Genomic DNA, 17198 nt, shown 5'->3' on the forward strand with positions numbered 1-17198 from the left:
CTACTCTCCTTTCGCTAAGGCATCTGTACGAGCAAGCTCTTCTATACGAACAGTAACAGCGCGTTTATGCGCATCTAACCCTTCAGCTTCCGCCATTGTCACCACCGTTGGAGCCAGTCCTTTTAAACCATCCGCAGTGAGCTCTTGTACTGTCATACGCTTAGAAAAATCGGCTAACCCTAGACTTGAATAGGTTCTCGTGTATCCATATGTTGGTAACACGTGATTGGTTCCAGAAGCATAATCTCCAGCCGACTCCGGAGACCAATCACCAAGGAAAATTGATCCAGCATTATCTAACAATGGTAATAATTCTCGTGGATTGCGAGTTTGCACAATTAGGTGTTCTGGGCCGTAAGCATTAGAAATAGACACACATTGTGGAATAGAATCAGCAATCACGATAATACTAGAAGCTAATGCTTGTTGCGCAATGTCAGCACGAGACAACCGCTTTAACTGAGCCTGAACTGCGTCTGCGACTTTATCTGCAATGATCGCAGAAGGTGTCAGTAAGATAACTTGTGAATCTGGACCGTGTTCAGCCTGACTAAGTAAATCGGCAGCAACAAACTCTGGATTAGCACTTTCGTCGGCAATAACCAATACTTCAGAAGGCCCCGCTGGCATATCAATTGCGGCACCACGAAAATCGTTGCTGACTTGGCGTTTAGCTTCCGTCACATAGGCATTACCAGGGCCAAATATTTTTTCAACTTTTGAGACCGTTTCTGTTCCGTAAGCCATTGCGGCAATCGCTTGGCCACCACCCACATTATATACTTCATCGATGTTGCACAGCTTAGCAACGTAAAGGATCTCATCGGCGATTGGTGGCGGAGAACAAAGTACCACTTTACGACACCCTGCTATCTGTGACGGAACACCTAACATAAGCACAGTAGAAGGCAATGGTGCACTTCCACCGGGAATATATAACCCAACTTTATTTATTGGCCGAGTTATTTGTTCACAAACCACACCTGTTTGAGTTTCTACTTTAAGCGGTTGCGGCTTCTGTGCTTTATGAAACACAGAAATATTATTATACGCTTGTTGTAGTGCCTCTTTCATTTTTTGTGAAAGACGATCACTAGCTGCCTCTATTTCTTGGTTTGAAACGCGAATAGATTCTGGTGTCACACCGTCAAATTTTTGCGTCAGTTGCAACAAGGCTGTATCACCTTCGGCACGAACTTGAGCTATAACCTGTTCAACTGCAGATGTAATATTCGCACCTTCAGTTATCGCAGGTCGCTGCAATACCGAGTCTTGCTGAGATTCACTTAAAGATTGCCAGACAACAGTTTTCATCGCTTACTCCATCATTTTTTCGATAGGAAGAACAAGAATAGAACTCGCACCTAACGCTTTTAGTTGCTCCATTGTTTCCCAAAAAAGATTCTCAGTACTGACTAAATGAACCGCCACGCGATTTTTCTCGGCAGCCAAAGGAAGAACGGTTGGATCTTCTGCGCCAGGTAACAGCGCTTTTATCGCTTCTAGTTGCTCTGTTGGTGCGTGCAACATAATGTATTTAGATTCTTTAGCTTGAATCACACCTTGCATGCGCGTTAAAAGCTTATTGATTAGATTTTGTTTATCAAGCTCAAAGTCACCTGCGCGTTGAATCAAAGTTGCTTTCGAACGGAAAATTACTTCGGCTTCTTTCAGCCCATTCGCTTCCAATGTTGCGCCGGTTGAAACTAAATCTGCAATGGCATCAGCCAGTCCTGCTCGAGGGGCAACTTCTACAGAACCTTGCAAGTTACAAGTACTAAACTCAATACCTTGTTGATCCATAAATGCTTTCAAAAGGTGAGGATAAGTCGTTGCAATACGCTTACCATTTAAGTCTTGTGGGCCGTTGTACTCATCGTCTTTGTTTACTGCAATAGACAAACGGCAACCACCAAAGTCCAAACGGCGCAAAGCAACAAATTCACTCGGTTCATTCAATGCAACACGATCTAGGCGAACTTCTTCCAACTCATTCTCGCCAATGAACCCCAAATCAACGACCCCGTCCATTACTAAGCCAGGGATATCGTCATCACGTACCAATAAAAGATCAATTGGCATATTTTCAGCATGAACAACAAGGCGTTCGCCGATTAAATTAAATTTAACACCACATTTTTTTAGTAGATTTTGGCACTCTTTACTCAAGCGGCCTTTCTTTTGGATGGCAATTCTTAATCGCTGTGTTTGCATTTCTCTATTCCCTGTCTAAATTCGTTATTTCAAATTTTCTAAATTATATTTTATATCATCGTTAAGCTTGCTGCTTAATGTATCTAAACCAAAAAAAACCCTCGGAATTTAAATTCCCGAGGGTTCGAATCTTTGTCTGATTTGACCTCCGGGAGTAATAATCTCCCGGGTATGCGCACATCGCCCGAAAGACTACTCAGGGTGATGATGGTGATGAATGTTCATTATAAATTTGCGCATAATTGTGTCGCTCCTTTAGCTTATGAACACACTAACTAAGCTCAGTAAAATATTCAACCAAAAATTCGTTTTTTTTAGCTATTTTTTCACTGTAACTTTGTCGAACGAGATATTATCGACAAAATGAAACAAACTAAGATAAATGCAACAAAAGTGACAGTAAAGGAAGTAATAACCGAATTAGTAAATCCTAACATAATGAAACCAATACAAGAGACTAAAGCAACACTTATAGCGTATGGCAATTGCGTAGCAACATGATCAATATGATTACAGCGCGCACCAGTAGAGGACAAAATAGTTGTATCTGAAATAGGTGAACAGTGGTCACCAAATACCGACCCAGCTAAAACGGCACTTAACATGGGTAGCATCAAGGTTAAATCTGTTACCGCGGCCATATCCCCAGCAATGGGTAACATAATTCCAAATGTTCCCCAAGACGTTCCTGTCGAGAAAGCCATTACGCCAGATAATAAAAATAGAATGACAGGTAACCAATGAGCGCTAATATTACCCTGAATCAATGAAGATAAATAAACACCTGTTTTCAGGTCGCCTATAACCGAACCAATAGACCAAGCAAAAACTAATATTAAAATTGCACTAAACATTGATTTAGCACCAATCCAAACGGTTTTGCCAATATCTAATATAGAAAGTTTCTGTTTTATTACGGTAATTAAAGCAACAATTAGACCAGTTAGTCCTCCATAGACTAACGAAGTCCCTACATCAGTATTTTCAAAAGCACCCAATACCGTAAATTTTTCTCCGACAATTGCTAGTGCTTGACCACCGGTTAATAACATCGAACCGATGGTTGCTAATATTAGAAATACAATAGGTAGCACTAAATCTGAAACTTTTCCGTATTCACTTTCAGCAATATTTAAATCGTCAGATGCTTCATATTCAGCATTATTTTCTTGTCCCTCAGGAGCCGAACTATTTTTAGATGAATTCAACTCATGTTGTTTCATACTACCAATATCTAATTGGAACCATGCAACAGCAAAAACCATTAACAGTGCGAAGACCGCATAAAAATTCATCGGAACTAAACGTAAATAGGCACCCAGTGCGGAATATTCAGTTAAACCATGGGTAACTAAAATACCACTGATGATTGTCATTATATACGCTCCCCAACTAGAGGCTGGCATTAACACACACATAGGGGCAGCAGTAGAATCTAAAATATAAGCAAGCTTGGCTCGTGAAATATTGTAACGGTCAGTAACAGGACGTGAAATTGCACCAACAGCTAGGCTATTAAAGTAATCATCTACGAAAATGAATACGCCTAAAAATGCCGCTAGTAATTTAGCACCTCGTTTGCTTTTAATCTTGGTTTGAGCCCATAAAGCAAAAGCTCGAGTTCCTCCTGATAACGTGAGTATTGCGGTCATCATTCCAAGTAACAACAAGAAAGCGACGATACTCATATTCCAAGTATTAAGCTCACCATCGTCTATAGCGACACCTTTCACTGTTGTAGCAATATAGTGAAGTGAATTAGGTAGCGAATAACCAGCTAATAGGACAGCCCCGACTATAATGCCCACGCCTAAAGAAATAAGTACACGGCGCGTCAAAATAGCAAGCCCGAGAGCTAATAAAGGAGGCAGTAAAGATAAAGGAGAAAAAGAAAAATCGACTAAGTTCATGATCTGCAAAAACCAAATTGGCTAGAGATCTACTGCAAAATTAACAACGACATATGTTAATAGTAAGTAAAAGAGAAAAATAATTCCTCCAATCTACAGTAGCGCTCCATAGTTAAAATAAAAGGACTATGGCAGTGTTATATTTTTTAAATACAACCCCAGTACGTGGCTCGATAAACATACGTACTTCGGCAACAACTCCTTTCTAAACTATTCAATGGCATCACCCCAATAGAATGTACTGATAGTTATTGCGCCTCTACCTCGGTACTCAGTTAATAACTATGAATAAAAAATTCATAAACTGCCATACCGAATAAGTTTGGCAGGATTGTACGGATTCATAAGCCATTTGCAAGATCAAAGTTCTAATAAACAGCCACAAAGCAATAGAAATGCGCATAAGATTGCACAATACATTGAATGAAACAACAATGTATTTCTTATAAACTATACATTAGAATAATTATTATCGAAAACCATTTAGTAGGATTATAAATTAATACAATTCTATAGTTTTATATCTAAAGAATACAAATGGAATTAACATTTATATTTAATAAAATATCAGATTAAATATAATATTTTAATTAAAATAATTTGTATAATTAAAATTGACTGTTATCATTACAACGTTTAATAATAATCAGATGGTAATACACATGTCAGAACTTACAAAAACATTGCTAAATATTCGCAGTTTGCGCGCTTTTGCTCGTGAATTAACGTTTGAGCAACTTGAAGAAGCCTTAGAGAAATTAACAATCGTGGTTGAAGAGCGTCGTGCAGCTGCAGAAGAAGAGAAAGCAGCATTAGCAGAAAGAGAAGCTAAATTAGCTGAATACGCACAGATGATAGCAAAAGATGGAATTGATGTTGAAGATTTAATTTCAGCACTGTCTGGCGAAACTAAGAGCAAACCACGTAAAAAACGTGAACCACGCCCTGCAAAATATAAATATATTGATGCTGCAACAGGCGAAGAAAAAACTTGGACGGGTCAAGGTAGAACACCTTCATCAATCCAAACCCAGCTAGATGCAGGCAAATCGCTTGACGACTTCTTAATTTAAAATAGAAGACTCTGATATTAAGAAACTTGAAGCATATAAATTTAGTTTGTTAATTTTATAATGTTAACCCTTCAAGTTAAATAATATGAGTCTGCCAGCTGAATATAATTAGAGCTCCGTATGGAGCTCTAATCATTCCTATAAATAAATACACATATACGTTTATCGTTCCCAATACGCTTCTTCTAAGCTATCTTCTTTTTCTGGTAAGCCTCTAGATAATCTTGGAGAATGCTGCACTAATACTTCATAACTAGCTCTATTAGCATATTTACATACTTGAGAAAACGAAGAATAAGTTAAGTAAGGATATTGATGTTTGCTCGAATTAGGCACGTTATCTTTATGATACCGATTAGCAGCCATATCATGCAATAAAGCGGACAGCGCAGCATCACCAGCGCCATTGGTATTCTTTATTTTTTCAGGACCGCCCATATAAGGAGCTATATGTGAATAGACTTTGATCGGCGACTCGCATGAAGCTTTAATACTGGGGCGACTGAATTCGTATTGGTTAAATTCTGCAATCGAACCCGGCAATAATGGCAATGAAGTTGTCCGCTTAGCAGAATCTTCGGTATAGCCAGCCATATAAAGTCCAACAGGACCAGCAGTACATAATACTAAATCCACCCATTCTAATGCTTTATCTGCCGCTAGCAGTGGATCTGACAGTTCAGTTAAAGCTTCCGCTTCGTCTTCGTTCATCGCTACAACTGAAACATTATCCTGTAAAAAATCGCGCCAAAACTGCGCATCATCTTGAATAACAAACTTGGTCCCGAGTGTTAATACCACAGGGACATCATATTTTTTAGCATACGCGATGGCTTGCATTGTTGCTTCAGGCATTGGATCGCCTTTTTTGCATCGTACTAAATAGGCGGTCAAAACTAGAGCGGAAGCATTCTCAAAAATATGTTCTGGAATACTAGTCGGTTGAAGTTGATTCATTTGACCTTCACTAATAGCAAATGTCCTTTCACCATCATCTGATATCAAAGCAAAACAGCGGCCAATTGCCCCGCGAACACCTTGTAAATAATTTAAATCCATTCGGCTTGATGTATTACATAAATATTGATAACCGTAGCTGCCAATTTTAATATCTTGGCTCATTACACCAAGCAATATAGATTTATCATCGGCTAACACTGAATAATTATGTAACGTATTGCCTATCGTTCCCCCAGCATATTCGTTGGTAATTAGGTTCTGTTGTTTAAGTAACTGATAAAGAGACTCTGCTGCTTCATCATCAATAACCAACGAATGTCCTTTACTCAAGTGAAACTGCTCAAGATAGCTATCTGGCACTCTAGCCTCAATATCCACTAACGTTTGGTCAATACCAATAATATGTGTTCTATCCATCTGTTTACTCGCTTTCGCTTGAGTAACCAATGGATCACGTGCATGAACGGGAAAATAATGTTTCGATTTACGTTGGCCGGGGAATTTCATAGAAAGGTTTGGCTATAATAAAGTAAGGGATATTTATTTTAGCTTGAGATTTTTATAACAGCAATATTGTAGTAGCACGCAAACGTTACCGTCACAAAATAATTTCACGAAAGTAAACCGCTATCCTTTGTAACGACTCAATAAATCGACAAGTTCAAGCGGTGATTCTTACCTTCATCGCTAATTAATAGCTTAGTGAGCGAGTAACGTAGCAATGGTATGTAACGGAGCAGTGGTATGTAACGTAACTACCCTACTCTTGATCTATCATCCATCTGCGAAATTCTTTACGTTCCGCTTTTGAAGCTTTAGTGTACCACGCTTGTAACTGCTGTAAGTTAGTATTAACTGCTGGCGCGGAAGCTGTATTAGCAGCACTGACTACCGCGCTGTCGACTGTAGTATTACTCGCCACTGAAGCAGCAGCAACCGTTCCTGTCACAGCGGCAGCCCCTACACTAGCTGAACTTGTTGATACAACTTGTGCTTTAGAAGCAAGCTCTGCTTGTTCACCAAAAAAGATTCTATTCTGTTGATTATATTCTTTAACTTGTGCCAGTTCATCCTGAAAAGGCATAAAGCCTTGTTTGGCTGGTAGTTGATCGTAACGATATTCAACTTCTTCACCTTCAACCAAAAGCTTAATATCGGGAGTTCCTTTAAAATGCAACACGGCTTGTTCGTAATCTCTTAGTCGGGGTGCGACTAAAGTTAAATCTTTATCAGTTGCTTCGAATGAAATAATAAAAGGAGCAGAATCGAACACTCTTTTTTTTGAGCCTTGGCCTACTCGGCTAGAAACTTTCGCGACCACCTGAACAAAACCATTATTCACTGCTACAGGTTTGGTCGTAGATTCTGTCTCCACTTCATTTACAACCAATAACCTTATATCCCTGTCTGGAATTAATTCGGCGCTAAACACCGTTGCAGAAAAGAAAAAGCTGACTAATCCACCAATGACGTATTTCATACTACTCCTTAAAAATAAATACAATACTATCAAACATTAAATCAAAAAAGCCACCCATGATGGGTGGCTTTTTTTAAGATTTTAATTTAACAATAATTATTAAGGTTAAATTAGAATTCTACTTTAGCACCAACAGCGTAGCCTAGCTCAGAATCATCTACGTCATTTCCGCCGATTTCAGCGTAAAGAGTTGTAGAAGAAGCAACTGCATAACCAGCGTTTAGGAAGTACTCAGTAGTATCATCGTCAGAACCGTCAGCATCGATTAAGTTAACGCCTGCAGCGAACAACCACTTGTCCATTGTGTAATCAGCAGCAAGAGCAACTACGTTACCTGCGTCTTCAACATCGTAGTAACCTAGTTCTAGGTTAATAGCATCAATACCGTAACGAGCTTCAAGAGCAAAAGTATCTTGTTCTGCAGAGTTAGAAGTACCATAGTAACCCATTAGATCGAAGTCACCTGCCATGAAACCAATTTTGATGTCTGCAAGGTCTGCAACTGCATCAGCACGTTGGTTGTCACGGTAAGCAGCAGAAACATACATTTGGTCGTTTGAGTAATCCCAACGAACTGCTTCGTCTGCACAAGCATCAACTTGGTCTACAGCCGCTGTAACACCAAATTGGTAATCTGAACCTACACCTAGATCATCAGCGATGCTACAAACGTCACCGATTTTTACAGAACCGTAAGAAGCAGTGTAGAATGCAAAGTAAACGTCACCCATGTTAGAGCTTCCGCCCTCAGTAGTGTTGTCTTCGTCGCCTTGGAATTCCCAGTATGCGCCTACAGATAGCTCATCGTTAACAACTTTACGGATGTCGATTTTCAAATCAGCATCTTGAATTTGTTGCTCAACACTTGAATCTTCAGCTGTACCTTTTAGATAAACAACTTCTAGGTCACCACCAAGAGAAACACTTGTACCATCGTTGTTATAAAGCTCGATACCTGCGTTAGCTGCTGAAGAAGCAACTAGTACTGATAGTGCTAATAGAGTCTTTTTCATAATAATCCACTGCCTTTTCTTAAGAATGTAGGAAATCCTTTCCGGTTCCCTTTTTTTATTTTATTGATGATGACGTTTGACTATGTTGCCAACTCGCCACCACCCCTAATAATTCGAGGTCTAGATTGCAAAAGAATTCGTTCGATGTCAAACAAGCAAATAAATAAAAATAAAAATAAATAAATAACTATAAAACAACAAGTTAGCTTATTACCTATAAGTCTAAGTTATAATTACCACCCGAATACTACAACAAAACCCATCATCAACAACAAACCAATTTCAGACATATAAACCTAAAACCCTTAAATAAAAACAAAATAAAAGAATTAAACTCTAAATATACAATTTTAAAAAAATTTTAAACTATTTTAGTGTTTCATGTATTACAATTGAAAAGGTTCAATTTTTTTTGTGACATAGATCGTGTTTTTACTAAAAAAGAAGTAAATATGTGACTTAAATCGACTCAGTAACTAAATAAATTCTCAATAAAAATAAATTCTTATCTTGTTATAAAAAATAATAATAGTGTAATAGAAACATGCTTAGTGACCTTTCTCACATATTCTCTTACCCGTAGAGTAGACCTTATTGCTATGCTAAACTGCGCCATCTTTTTTAGTTGGTCTCGTTATGCTTAACCCTAAAGTTGAAAAATCTGTCCGCAATAGCTATCAAAACTTACAGCATCAGCTGGATAATTTTGTCCCTAGGCGAGCGCAAAACTATTTAGTCGCTGAAATAGCGAACACCTTGTCAGGCAAATATCATAAAAGTAATCGTATTATTGTTGCAGAAGCAGGAACGGGTATAGGCAAATCGCTCGCATATTTGATGGGTTCAATACCTTGTGCGGTATTAAATAATCGAAAAGTCGTTATCTCGACAGCAACTGTTGCTTTGCAAGAACAACTTTTAAATAAAGATCTTCCACTATTTAGACGCATAACCGATTTAAATTTTTCATTTATTCTGGCAAAAGGTCGTCAACGGTATTGTTGCGCAGAAAAACTCGCTGCGGCCAGCGGTGCTGATGATAGTCAACTGGCTATGTTTGATACTAAACCCAAAAAAGCGGATATTGAGCTTTTGGAAAGAATGTACTCGGCGCTATCTCAGGGAAAATGGGATGGAGACAGAGACTCCTGGCCAAAACCTATTCATGATACAGTTTGGCAAACTATTGTTAGCGATAAACATAGCTGTAACAATAGTTTACCTGCGCATAGAGGTTGCCCGTTTCAAAAAGCACGGTCTGAACTTGACAAAAACGATGTAATTATCGCTAACCACAGCTTAGTAATGGCAGACATTGAGCTTGGAGGTGGAGTTATTCTTTCTGAACCAGACAATACTATTTATATATTCGATGAAGCTCATCACTTACCCAAAATTGCCAGAGACCATTCATCTGCCGCTGCAAGTTTAAAAGGCGCTGTAACTTGGTTAGAAAAGCTCAATCAATCATCAAGCAAGTTCACCAGTTTAGCAGATGAAAAACGAGTTAACCGCTTTAGAAATGAGTTACAAGATGCGATTCAAGAATTGGTGCCTTCTTTCTCCAATTTAAGCAAGCAGTTTGACCCCCATAAGTTTATCGACAACGTTTACCGATTCGAACACGGTGATCTCCCCGAATGGTTAGAGACGGAGTCGAAAGGTTTAAAGGTATTAACAAATAAAGCTAACCTCGCCGTGGGTAAAATTGCCGATCTGATCGCTGAACGATTAAAGGATGGAGAACTGTCCAATAAACTGGCGGAACCAGCATTAGCCGAACTCGGCTTTTATGATCAGAGATTAGAAAACTTAGCGAAAGTGTGGAGTTTAATGGCTGAACCAAAAAAGGATAAAGGTGCGCCACTTGTAAAATGGTTAGAAATTAGTGCAGAACGTGAAGACGACTTCATCGTTAATGTGTCCCCATTAGAAGTCGGTTGGCAGTTAGATCAAAAACTATGGAGTCGTTGCGTAGGTTGTGTTCTAACATCAGCGACACTTCGTGCACTAAACTCGTTTACCTTCTTTTGCCATCAAGTTGGCGTGAGTAACAAAGAAGAAGACGGTGTGCAATTTTTAGCTTTGGCGTCACCATTTAATTATCAAGACAATGCTGAGCTACTTATACCGGCAATGAAATATGAACCACAAGCACCACAATTTAGTGACTATTTGGCTGAATGCTTACCAAATCTTATCATTGATAAAAAAGCAAACTTGGTGCTTTTTGCTTCTTATTGGCAAATGAAGCAAGTAGCAGAAAGCGTAGTAAAACCATTTGCAAAGCAAGGCTGGACACTTCAGGTTCAAGGTGAATCTTCACGTACAGAAATTTTGAATAAGCATAAAGCCTTAACCCAATGTGGTAAAACCAGTATCTTATTTGGAACGGGCAGTTTTTCAGAAGGTTTAGACTTGCCTGGAAAACTGCTGGAAAACCTAATCATTACTAAAATTCCCTTTGCGGTTCCAACATCTCCGGTGGAGCAAGCGCATTCAGAATATATAGAAAACCGTGGCGGCAATCCCTTCATGCAGATATCTGTTCCAGAAGCGAGTAAAAAGCTAATCCAATCGGTTGGACGTTTACTGCGTAAAGAGCAAGATTCTGGTAGAGTCATCATTCTTGATCGAAGAGTCGTCAGCAAGCGATATGGCAAACTATTACTTGATTCATTACCACCATTTAAGCGAACTATTGAGTAACGCGCAAACTGTTTAACAAATAGATCCTAAGCTTTAATCTAATCCTCGGAAAATTTTATGGAAATGTTAGAACCAACCATGTTGGTGATATTAGCACTGGTAGCTTTTGCTGCCGGTTTTATTGATGCAGTGGCTGGCGGCGGCGGCATGTTAACTGTTCCCGCCTTACTTTCTATTGGGCTGCCACCTCATATTGCTTTAGGAACCAACAAACTTGCGGCAACGTTTGCAACGTCAACCTCGGCGATGACTTATTATCGCAAACGGCTTTTTAGCCCTGAATTGTGGGTTCATGCCTTTCTTGCAACATTAATTGGCGCAACTATAGGGACACTGGTGGTTGATTCACTTAGTACGGACTGGCTCGAAAAAGTCTTACCTTTAATTATTTTAGCGACCGCTATTTATACCATTTTACATAAAACACCAGAGTCAGACGGTCATGCCTTACCTAAGCCCAGCAAAAAACTGAATAAAACTCAATGGATACAGGGTTTCACTCTTGGATTTTATGATGGAGTAGCCGGTCCTGGAACCGGCGCATTTTGGACGGTAAGTAGCATGGCCATTTACAAAATAAACATTTTACTCTCTTCGGGGCTTGCTAAAGCGATGAATTTTACCAGTAATATCACGTCGCTAATTACTTTTGCTATTTTGGGCCACATCAATTGGGTTCTCGGCTTAACCATGGGAGTGTGTTTAATGGCAGGGGCATTTGTTGGCGCGCATTCAGCGATTCGGTTTGGTGCTAAATTCATTCGTCCAGTGTTTGTTACTGTAGTTAGTATACTAGCGGTTAAGTTAGCTTACGACGCCTGGTTCGTCACCTCATAACGGCTTTGAGTAAAATGTTATGAATCGTTTTAAGTCGATCAAAAAACAATTACGCCACCTCGCTCAGCGGGCATCAGAACTCGACACTAAGCGGGAACAGCAACGTGCTTATCATGCACAACACGGTGGTCAGCCTAGATACGATCAATCTATATCCCATCAATCTAGATACGGCCAACCTGGCAAGAATCGACTTTTTGATCATCAATTATTTAAGTGCAATTCGCATTTATTACTGCCTTATGTTGATGAAGCGATACAAACATTCAAAAGCGTTATGTCTACGATCAGTATGGATAACGCTAACGACAGTAAAACTTGCTTGCAACAAACCGAATTCTTGGCAGATAAACTGGTTAATCAAGTCAACGCGATTTCGCGCCAGTTAACATTACATTCAACCTTAACGAACGACATTCAGCACCAATTAGAAACGCTGTACGCGAACCTTGCACAACATCAACAGTGGCAACTGCGCTTGTCTGATTTAGTTGGTGAAAAAAAACAACTAATCTGCAAACAACCACCAGCAGTTGCAGAAGGTAACTCCAGTGAAGAAACATTAGCTCTTATTGCAGCGCAACAGCGTCTCGCACGATGTAAGCAAGCAACAGAAAAGATTCAGCAGCAAATACTGTTAATAGAACAGAGATTGTCGATAAAATAAGGAATAACGATAGAAGACGTGGTTTTATCCATTTTAACAAATAGTAAGGTTAACCAATAAGCCAATGAATACAGAGACCAATAACCCAGTAACTCACCCACTAGACAGTGCCCCAGACGAAATAAAACTTGCTGTCGATCTCATCTATTTATTAGAAAGTAATGATGTTGATCCCTCTACGGCACTACAAGCCATTGAAATAGTAAAACAAGATTTACTTCAAAAGGTTAACTCACATTCCAGTGAGTAATGGTTAAGACAATAACGGGAAGTATAAAAGTAACAGCCACGGTGAATCCATGACTGTTATATTAATAGAGTTATTTAGCTATTTTTAAGTGCTTCAATACGCTTATCTAGTGGAGGGTGACTCATAAGCAATTGCATCATTGTACTTTTGCCATTGATACCGAACGCCATCATTGACCCTTCTAGTTGAGGTTCATGGCTCATTTTAAGTCTTTCTAATGCGGCAATCATTTTATGCTTACCCACCAAACTAGCAGCACCGGCATCAGCATAAAATTCACGACGACGGCTATACCACATAGTAATAAAACTCGCTAGAAATCCTAAAACCATTTCTAAGAAAAATGAAACAGCGAAATACAGCAGCATATTTGAACCTTGCCCTTCTTCCCTATCGCCAGATGAGACAATATTGGCAATAAATCGAGAAATAAAGATCACGAAAGTATTTACTACGCCTTGCATTAAGGTCATTGTCACCATGTCGCCATTTGAGATATGACTAATCTCATGTGCTAACACCGCTTCTGCTTCATCACGTGTCATATTTTGCAATAAGCCACTAGACACTGCTACCAATGAGTCATTTCGCTTTGCTCCAGTAGCGAACGCATTGATATCTGGTGCGTTATAAATTGCGACTGTTGGCATACCAATGCCAGCTTGTTTAGCCTGTCTTTCCACCGTGCTTAGTAACCAATGTTCGGTCTCATTTCTTGGGCTTTCTATTACCTGACCACCAACTGAACGTAATGCAATACGTTTAGACATTAATAACGAGATAATCGAACCACCAAAACCAAATACCGCAGCCATGACTAGCAAGCCACTCAAACTCCCCGGCTGCATACCCGTGGTAGCATACACGATATTGAGCACAATACTCAGTACAAAAACGACCGCTAAGTTAGTTGCTAAAAACAACATAATTCGTTTCATTTCACTTTCTCCGTACAACCTTTTGGTCTCAACTTTAATTATGGTCAACTCTAAATTAAACGATACGCTAAACTAGAATACACAATACTAATTTCTATATATAGTCGTTGATTTTGATTACAAGGTTAAGCGGAAAATTGCTTTAAATTGTCAACAAATGTTTTTGCGCGATAAAATGTAGATGAAATTAATACTATCAACACTATAAGTCGATAGTATTAATGCCAATACCCACAAGGATCGAAGTGGTAAAAATAACTGATTATTGGATCGGACTAGGGCGAATCCATGCAGAACTCTCACATTTCATTTTGAGTTCACGCAGGGTTAATTGCGCGTCATTATATGTTAGTTGCTCTGAGACCATGTAAAACATCTCATTATGCTTCTTGACGGAAACATTAGCAGTTTTACATTGAACGGCATCTATATCCGGAGCAGTCAAACCGGAATAAAACTGAATCACATAATGTGTAATGTTGTTTTTAGATAACGTCGTCGATTTTTCAATTTGTTTTGACGTTGCATGTTCGAGTGGAGCTATTTCGGTTGGGTTTTGGATATATTTTTTTTTAGAAATTTGTTGGTAAACTTTTTCACAATTTTTTTCACTTGAAGTAAATCGCGTCTCTGCTTCTTTACCTACAATTTTTACCATATTATTTGGATTAAATTTGCATTCATTATAAAAAACGTACATTGAAAAATGCAATAAATTACATCGTTCATTCACAATAACAATTTTCATGTCTCCCTGCTCACCGGTATAAGCGTTACAATTATCGATTACAAGTTCACGATTACCGCCGTCTCTCCAAACACCTAAAATCCCATCAAACGATACGTGAGTATTAGCACCAATCAAAGTTGACCAACTAATCAGAAACAACGCGATGAGCGAAAAATAGCAAGCTTTCATTAATTAACCCGTTCAAGTTACTCGCTTACATTTTGCCTTTATGTAATCTAATTCACATTAGCATCGATAATTTACTAATTTCGATAATGTGCAAATCGACCAAAACGTTTCCCCGTCTCATTTGCGTAAGATATCCCATTCTTTGACGTGCCAAAGGTAGAGCGGTTCATAAAGTTGCGACATTAGACCTTAGTCTTATTGAGTAAACCAGTGATAAGACGTAGATTACTCACCATAGTAATCCGTAGCAATAACTTGCAGCGCAAGCGTCTGCAACCAACACAAGGAACAGTAAGATGGTTGAGAACAACGACTTTCAAATGGCGATAGATTTATTGTGTTGCCACTTAGGGCTCACTGAAGATCAAGCTAAAGAACAACTTGGCATTAGTGACCAATCCTTAGTTCAAAAGCACGTAATGAATGCTCAACAATCAGTATTAGGACTTAATTCTGACAAGTAGACTTATTGTTCAATAAAAGTGGGTAGCCGATTTATTCTGCTACCCTTTTTTTATTGATGATTTAATGCGCTCATTGTGATTACAATGAGCCGGTTTTAATGAACTGGCTCTAATTAACTGACTGTAGAACTAGTAGTGGTAACAGTCGTTATAATAGAAATACGATTAACCCGCTGCCTTTAGAATAGGATCAACATCTATATATTTACCAATGTGCTTTCTTTTCACACTCGATACATAAGGAATTTCACCTAACTTTGGTGCTGAGATTTTATCTTGTAACATACTGATAATTGATGAGTAATTTTCAGTTGCTGGATTGATGCGGTTGGCTACCCAACCGATAATGTCTAACCCGTCGGCCTTGATGGCCTCTACTGAAAGCATGGCATGGTTTAAACAACCCAACTGAATGCCTACCACTAATATGACTGGTAGCTTTTCTTGCTGTACCCAAGCGGATAAACATTCGTTATCTGAAATAGGTACTCGCCAGCCCCCTGCACCTTCAATCAATACCACATCTGCCGCTTGTTTATGCACCGCCAATTTTTCGCCTAATAAAGCGAAATCAATATCGACCGAATCAAATTTAGCGGCAATATGAGGAGAGGTCGCATGTTCAAGTGCATAAGGGTTAACATCAGCGTACGCGGCATCTATCGATGCGGCTTCTTGTAAATGAAGCGCATCTGAATTTCTCAATCCTTCAGCTGTTTGTTCACTCCCCGCAGCAACGGGTTTATAGCCAATGGTGGCCAGCCCTTTATCCGCAAGTGCTTGTAATATGGCTTTTGAAGCAACCGTTTTACCTACTTCGGTATCGGTACCGGCAATGAAAAATGCTTTGATCATAAAAAAATAGTTCCTAAACAGACCTGATAAGTTGCAGGCAACAAATTATTATTATTTCTAAAGCGTTGATATTCACTCTCAACACGCAATAAGGTGTGTTTTTTGGTTAAACCTACCGCCCTATCACTGACATGAGTTGCTCCAATTCCTTTTAAATCACGCATTAAGTTGAATGCAGATGAATACCAAAGCTGAACTGGGTAGCAGTTTAAGTGATGATTTTGTGATCCAGATTGCGCTAACGCAAATTTTATTTGGTTTTTATTAAGGAATACATTGACATGTTGATGTGTATCAATTTTAGACCATGCCTGTTGCAACTCGATTAACGAGCCATCCATTAAGGTAGAAAAAACCACTCTGCCACCGGGTTTAGTGACTCGTTGTAACTCTTTTAGAGGGACAGCTAAGTTGTCGCACCATTGCAATGCTAAGCTAGAAAATACCATGTCAAATTGTTGCTCTGCAAAGGGCAGCGCCTCGGCGTCCGCTTGACAGTATTGTATGGTTTGCGATTGACAACGAATCTGAGTTTGTTTCAGCATGCTTAATGATAAATCTAACGCCACCACTTGTGCCCCTCTCTCAACAAGGCATTGAGAAAAATAGCCGGTGCCACAACCGAGATCTAATACCGTTAACCCTTTTAAATCTAGCGGTAATTGAGCTAATAGATCTCTGCCGACTTGCCTTTGGAATTGAGCATGTTGATCATAATTTGGCGCCGCTTTACTAAAAGCTTGGGCTATCGCTGCTTTACGAGTTAGGTTATTGGCCATTGTCCCTCTCACTTTGTATATTCTACCTTGTATTTATGCATCCTAACTCGGCACTTATGCATTCTATCGCTGGGTTTATGCGCCCAACCCCTGTATTTGTGCACTCTACGTCTATATTGTTTAAACTGAC

General features: G+C 39.2%; 16 protein-coding genes, 1 riboswitch and 1 other annotated feature. Of the genes, 6 read left to right on the forward strand and 10 right to left on the reverse strand.

All coding sequences use genetic code 11. The features are described from left to right. From hisD to R3X26_RS05710, 3 genes are all read right to left on the reverse strand, one after another. Positions 1 to 1314, reverse strand: coding sequence for a histidinol dehydrogenase (hisD, locus tag R3X26_RS05700; RefSeq protein WP_317716258.1), 1314 nt, complete (start codon positions 1312 to 1314; stop codon positions 1 to 3). 3 nt (positions 1315 to 1317) lie between these two features. Continuing rightward, entirely contained in the window at positions 1318 to 2214 is an 897-nt protein-coding gene (gene hisG, locus R3X26_RS05705) for an ATP phosphoribosyltransferase (protein ID WP_317716259.1), read from the reverse strand. An 89-nt stretch (positions 2215 to 2303) separates the two neighbouring features. Then, positions 2304 to 2431: a sequence feature (His leader region), on the reverse strand. A gap of 109 nt (positions 2432 to 2540) precedes the next feature. Next, positions 2541 to 4124 carry a Na+/H+ antiporter NhaC family protein gene (locus R3X26_RS05710; protein ID WP_317716260.1) on the reverse strand — a complete coding sequence of 528 codons (1584 nt, stop codon included), beginning with the start codon at positions 4122 to 4124 and terminating at the stop codon, positions 2541 to 2543. A gap of 91 nt (positions 4125 to 4215) precedes the next feature. Beyond that, positions 4216 to 4394, reverse strand: a riboswitch (Lysine riboswitch). A gap of 392 nt (positions 4395 to 4786) precedes the next feature. Between R3X26_RS05710 and R3X26_RS05715 the strand changes: the two genes are divergently transcribed. After that, a complete protein-coding gene (locus tag R3X26_RS05715; protein ID WP_317716261.1) occupies positions 4787 to 5197 on the forward strand; it encodes an H-NS family nucleoid-associated regulatory protein in 411 nt (136 codons plus the stop codon). A 162-nt stretch (positions 5198 to 5359) separates the two neighbouring features. On the opposite strand, the gene R3X26_RS05720 is transcribed toward R3X26_RS05715, so the two are convergent. From R3X26_RS05720 to R3X26_RS05730, 3 genes are all read right to left on the reverse strand, one after another. Then, the gene (locus R3X26_RS05720) at positions 5360 to 6664 is read right to left on the reverse strand and encodes an inosine/guanosine kinase (protein WP_317716262.1); all 1305 of its coding nucleotides are present in this window, start codon (positions 6662 to 6664) and stop codon (positions 5360 to 5362) included. 253 nt (positions 6665 to 6917) lie between these two features. Further along, positions 6918 to 7637: a DUF2057 family protein gene (locus R3X26_RS05725; protein ID WP_317716263.1), complete on the reverse strand. Its 720-nt coding sequence runs from the start codon at positions 7635 to 7637 to the stop codon at positions 6918 to 6920. Between the two features lie 110 nt (positions 7638 to 7747). Continuing rightward, positions 7748 to 8650, reverse strand: a complete 903-nt coding sequence (locus R3X26_RS05730; RefSeq protein ID WP_317716264.1) for a porin — start codon at positions 8648 to 8650, stop codon at positions 7748 to 7750. A 636-nt stretch (positions 8651 to 9286) separates the two neighbouring features. Here R3X26_RS05730 and dinG point away from each other — a divergent pair. The 4 genes from dinG (at position 9287) to rsmS (ending at position 13113) form a co-directional block, all read left to right on the forward strand. Next, positions 9287 to 11359 carry an ATP-dependent DNA helicase DinG gene (dinG, locus tag R3X26_RS05735; RefSeq protein ID WP_317716265.1) on the forward strand — a complete coding sequence of 691 codons (2073 nt, stop codon included), beginning with the start codon at positions 9287 to 9289 and terminating at the stop codon, positions 11357 to 11359. Positions 11360 to 11416: 57 nt separating this feature from the next. Then, positions 11417 to 12196, forward strand: a complete 780-nt coding sequence (locus R3X26_RS05740) for a TSUP family transporter (RefSeq protein ID WP_317716266.1) — start codon at positions 11417 to 11419, stop codon at positions 12194 to 12196. A 19-nt stretch (positions 12197 to 12215) separates the two neighbouring features. Continuing rightward, positions 12216 to 12863 carry a primosomal replication protein PriC gene (gene priC / locus R3X26_RS05745; RefSeq protein ID WP_317716267.1) on the forward strand — a complete coding sequence of 216 codons (648 nt, stop codon included), beginning with the start codon at positions 12216 to 12218 and terminating at the stop codon, positions 12861 to 12863. Positions 12864 to 12927: 64 nt separating this feature from the next. After that, complete coding sequence (gene rsmS, locus R3X26_RS05750; protein ID WP_317716268.1) at positions 12928 to 13113, forward strand: pleiotropic regulatory protein RsmS; 186 nt, start codon at positions 12928 to 12930, stop codon at positions 13111 to 13113. A gap of 74 nt (positions 13114 to 13187) precedes the next feature. Here the strand turns inward: rsmS and htpX are convergent, their stop codons facing one another. Next, positions 13188 to 14051: a protease HtpX gene (htpX, locus tag R3X26_RS05755; RefSeq protein WP_317716269.1), complete on the reverse strand. Its 864-nt coding sequence runs from the start codon at positions 14049 to 14051 to the stop codon at positions 13188 to 13190. Between the two features lie 262 nt (positions 14052 to 14313). Further along, positions 14314 to 14970, reverse strand: coding sequence for a hypothetical protein (locus R3X26_RS05760; RefSeq protein ID WP_317716270.1), 657 nt, complete (start codon positions 14968 to 14970; stop codon positions 14314 to 14316). Between the two features lie 296 nt (positions 14971 to 15266). Between R3X26_RS05760 and R3X26_RS05765 the strand changes: the two genes are divergently transcribed. Then, positions 15267 to 15434, forward strand: coding sequence for a hypothetical protein (locus tag R3X26_RS05765; RefSeq protein ID WP_317716271.1), 168 nt, complete (start codon positions 15267 to 15269; stop codon positions 15432 to 15434). A 165-nt stretch (positions 15435 to 15599) separates the two neighbouring features. On the opposite strand, the gene bioD is transcribed toward R3X26_RS05765, so the two are convergent. Together bioD and bioC are read right to left on the reverse strand one after the other, a co-directional pair. Continuing rightward, positions 15600 to 16289, reverse strand: a complete 690-nt coding sequence (bioD, locus tag R3X26_RS05770) for a dethiobiotin synthase (RefSeq protein WP_317716272.1) — start codon at positions 16287 to 16289, stop codon at positions 15600 to 15602. Continuing rightward, positions 16286 to 17068 carry a malonyl-ACP O-methyltransferase BioC gene (bioC, locus tag R3X26_RS05775; RefSeq protein ID WP_317716273.1) on the reverse strand — a complete coding sequence of 261 codons (783 nt, stop codon included), beginning with the start codon at positions 17066 to 17068 and terminating at the stop codon, positions 16286 to 16288. The genes bioD and bioC overlap by 4 nt, the downstream gene beginning before the upstream one ends. Between the last annotated feature and the right edge of the window lie 130 nt (positions 17069 to 17198).

Source organism: Vibrio sp. TH_r3 (assembly GCF_033101115.1).
In the GTDB taxonomy this organism is placed as follows: domain Bacteria; phylum Pseudomonadota; class Gammaproteobacteria; order Enterobacterales; family Vibrionaceae; genus Vibrio.